This window comes from Vibrio sp. 10N.222.49.A3 (assembly GCF_041475145.1).
GTDB lineage: Bacteria > Pseudomonadota > Gammaproteobacteria > Enterobacterales > Vibrionaceae > Vibrio > Vibrio tasmaniensis_A.
In genome coordinates this window covers 1-3272 of record NZ_JBFRVM010000224.1, presented here as the reverse complement: position 1 = coordinate 3272, position 3272 = coordinate 1, and the positions used below count along the sequence as shown (strand labels likewise).

Here is a 3272-nt window from a genome sequence, read left to right as displayed (position 1 = left end):
CTTAAGTGAACGGCATTAGTGGTTAGGCGGCGGTTTTCATTGCCTTTAAAGCAGTCTAAGTGCTTCTGGTAGAAGTCGCCTTTCTCGTATTTAGCAAAGTGCGCTTCGTACTCGAACAGACCCAAAAAGAACGCTCTGTTTGCTTCTAAACGAATTTGCTCCATTTTGTCTAGGAACAGAGATGCGGGTTCGCCCATATCACGGCGTACCCACTGAATTTTGTCACCACGAATCGTTGCTTCTCGTGCTACATCATCGTTACGGCCGATCCTAGCCTTTTTCCAGTTCTCTGGAATGCAATCCCTCAATGCCACTACTTCTTCGTGAGTTAAGAAGTCATCCCAAACAAAGTAACCTTGGGTAGAAAGAGCATCGATAAGTTGGTTCATGTATAGCACTCAGACAATAAATTAGAGGCGCATATATAGTCCGAATAACTCAGGTCAACAAATCACATGTTTTGTCGTCATGATAAATGGTGCTGAGCGCTTAAAGCGTAAGGCTTGTTGAGCAAGGTTTTCGGTAATGTGAGCATTCGATAATGCTGAAAAATATCGGATTTAATTGATGATCATCTTTGGAATGTGCCCTCATTATTCTGAGTTAAATTGGACTTGAGTAACATTGGTTTTGAGTAACGTTGGATTTGAGTAATTGAGTGGATACCAATGGAAATCTTGATTCGAGCTATCTATCTGGTTTTAGATTGTTGTTTTTAACAAAATGATCACAATTGATGGTGGGTTTGCTATTGTATAGGTCTGACCAGTTGTTTTGTCACAAGGAGTGGATTTGCAACTTCATACCATTAAAGGCTATATCCAAGACATGTATCTCGTAGAGTACCCTGACAGGTTGCTCTTGCTTGATGGTGCGTGTCGAGCCGACATCCCGCATTTGAAGGCTTTCATCGAAACAGGGCTTATGCGTGATTTTGCTGATCTACATACGGTTGTGGTTACGCACATGCATCCAGACCACGCAGGGGCAGCGCACAAGCTCAGAAAGCTCACGAATTGTAATTTGGTGGCAGCAGATCGAGATAAAGACTGGTATCACGGTATTGATGGTATCTTGATGCATTTGACCGATCTGGCGTTGGCACGATGGATGGCGAATCGATTGGGCAGGCCTAAAGCAAATCTATGGTATTCAAGAAAGTTAAAGCCGGACTACAAGCTGTCGGATGGAGACAGCATTCCGGGTTTTGATGATTGGTTGGTTCTGGAAACGCCAGGCCATACCGACAGAGATCTTTCCGTCTATTGCCCATCACACAGTGTCGCCTATGTGGCGGATTTAATGGTCGAGGTCAAAAAGAAGCTGATTCCACCTTTCCCAATTTTTCATCCCAATAAGTATCGAGAGTCGGTATCCCGTATTTATAACATGCAGCTCGACACCTTGCTGGTGGCGCATGGGGGACAAGTGAATTTGAGTGAGCAAGCGTTTGAACACCTGCTGATGAGTGCACCAAGAAGGCCAGTAACACATTGGCGAGTGACTAAGATTAAACTCAAAGCCTTGCTAAAATCTGTTTGGCGGTTTGGGTTTAAAGAGAAAAAAAATCGCCATAAATAATAAAGGCCAGTCTCAAAGACTGGCCTTTATTAGTGCGCGTTGTTGACTCACTATTTGAGCTGTGGAGCAGTTCAATTAGTGAGAAATTAGAAATTCACCCGCTGGGTCAACAATCACTTTGTCACTCATGCCTTGACGACCAAGCAGCATCATATAAGTCATATCTTGACGGTTGCTTAGTGTGATATCGATAGGCCACTCCTGACCACCAATTTTTAGCATGGTTTCAATCACACAACGGTGTTCAACTTCGCCGTTCGATGATTTGATTCTTTTACTCGTTTTCAGTTTCGCCTTGCAGCGTACTGTCTCTTCTAGGTGGTAAACGTCTGGGTGAAGATCGAACTCAACGAAGTTTTCACCATCTGTTTTTACACATAGTAGATTGTCTACGTGTAGAGAAGAGGTTTGAGCCCCTGTATCAACACGTGTATGTAGTCCAGTTATCCCTAACTCTGGTAAGCAAAGTGCTTCTGTATTCCCTATGATCATTTTATTGTTCATGTTTTTTCCAATCATGAGTAAACGGCGTTTAATCAGCCTTTGCCACGAGTACGGTTAGCGTTTGGTTTTGCATTTTTTTCAATGAACTCGAAAATCATGTCTGCCACATCTTTGCCTGTTGATTTCTCGATACCTTCTAGGCCTGGAGAAGAGTTCACTTCCATTACAACAGGGCCATTCTTAGATTGTAGAATATCGACACCACATAGGTTTAACCCCATGATTTTAGCTGCATTGATCGCTGTAGCGCGCTCTTCTTTGGTTAGTTTAACCAGTTGAGCTGTACCGCCACGGTGCAGGTTAGAGCGGAATTCACCCTCACCAGCTTGGCGTTTCATTGCTGCAATAACCTTATTACCCACAACAAAACAACGAATGTCTGCGCCATTAGCTTCTTCAATGAACTCTTGAACCAAGATGTTCGCTTTTAGGCCCATGAATGCTTCGATAACGCTTTCAGCTGCTTTGTTTGTTTCTGCTAGAACCACGCCGATACCTTGAGTACCTTCAAGAAGCTTGATAACCAGTGGCGCACCACCTACGTTTTTGATCAAGTCTTGAATCTTGTCTGGGCGGCTAGCGAAACCTGTTTTTGGTAAGCCAATACCTTTACGAGACAACAGTTGTAGTGAGCGCAGTTTGTCGCGAGAACGACTGATAGCTACTGACTCATTGATACAAAAAGTGCCCATCATTTCGAATTGGCGAACAACCGCAGTGCCGTAAAAGGTAATGGAAGCGCCAATACGTGGAATAACAGCATCGTATTGAGGTAGCTCTTCACCCATGTAGCGAATCTTCGGATTGTTACTCGCGATATCTATATCACAGTGCAGCGTGTCGATAACATCGACCTGGTGACCACGAGCTTCTCCTGCCGCTTTTAAGCGAGAAGTAGAGTATAGATTTTCGTTGCGAGAAAGAATTGCGATACGCATGGCGTTTCCTTAGTTAATACCTGATTGGTAACTGCAAATAAATTAGTTGTTAGCTGAGCTTTCAGTTATTCTGAGGCTCCTTGCTTGCTTCGGGGCGAACCTTAAGGCTTTTCGTTTAACTAAGAAAACGAATTAAATTTGTCGAGTCGACAACAGAAATTTATCGTATGTGTGAGTGATTGGTACAGCAGGGTTTAGAGGGCGTTTTGAATGGAAAAGCGAGTTGAGACCTAACTTGATGTATGGAAT

At 43.6% G+C, this 3272-nt stretch carries 4 protein-coding genes; 1 reads left to right on the top strand and 3 read right to left on the bottom strand.

Features of this window, described 5'->3' with window-relative positions; translation table 11 throughout:
* Positions 1 to 389, bottom strand: a 389-nt coding sequence (locus AB4589_RS23585; RefSeq protein WP_408063607.1) for a 2OG-Fe(II) oxygenase, incomplete at its 3' end; no start/stop codon positions are given.
* Between the two features lie 403 nt (positions 390 to 792).
* Between AB4589_RS23585 and AB4589_RS23580 the strand changes: the two genes are divergently transcribed.
* Positions 793 to 1581, top strand: a complete 789-nt coding sequence (locus AB4589_RS23580) for an MBL fold metallo-hydrolase (RefSeq protein ID WP_372101815.1) — start codon at positions 793 to 795, stop codon at positions 1579 to 1581.
* A gap of 75 nt (positions 1582 to 1656) precedes the next feature.
* On the opposite strand, the gene AB4589_RS23575 is transcribed toward AB4589_RS23580, so the two are convergent.
* Complete coding sequence (locus AB4589_RS23575) at positions 1657 to 2085, bottom strand: RimK/LysX family protein (protein WP_004733090.1); 429 nt, start codon at positions 2083 to 2085, stop codon at positions 1657 to 1659.
* Between the two features lie 32 nt (positions 2086 to 2117).
* Positions 2118 to 3023 carry a 30S ribosomal protein S6--L-glutamate ligase gene (gene rimK, locus AB4589_RS23570; RefSeq protein ID WP_012601042.1) on the bottom strand — a complete coding sequence of 302 codons (906 nt, stop codon included), beginning with the start codon at positions 3021 to 3023 and terminating at the stop codon, positions 2118 to 2120.
* Between the last annotated feature and the right edge of the window lie 249 nt (positions 3024 to 3272).

Excerpts from the sequence above, each read along its gene's own strand:
- rimK (WP_012601042.1), bottom strand. The coding sequence starts at position 3,023 with ATGCGTATCGCAATTCTTTCTCGCAACGAAAATCTATACTCTACTTCT.
- AB4589_RS23575 (WP_004733090.1), bottom strand. The coding sequence starts at position 2,085 with ATGAACAATAAAATGATCATAGGGAATACAGAAGCACTTTGCTTACCA.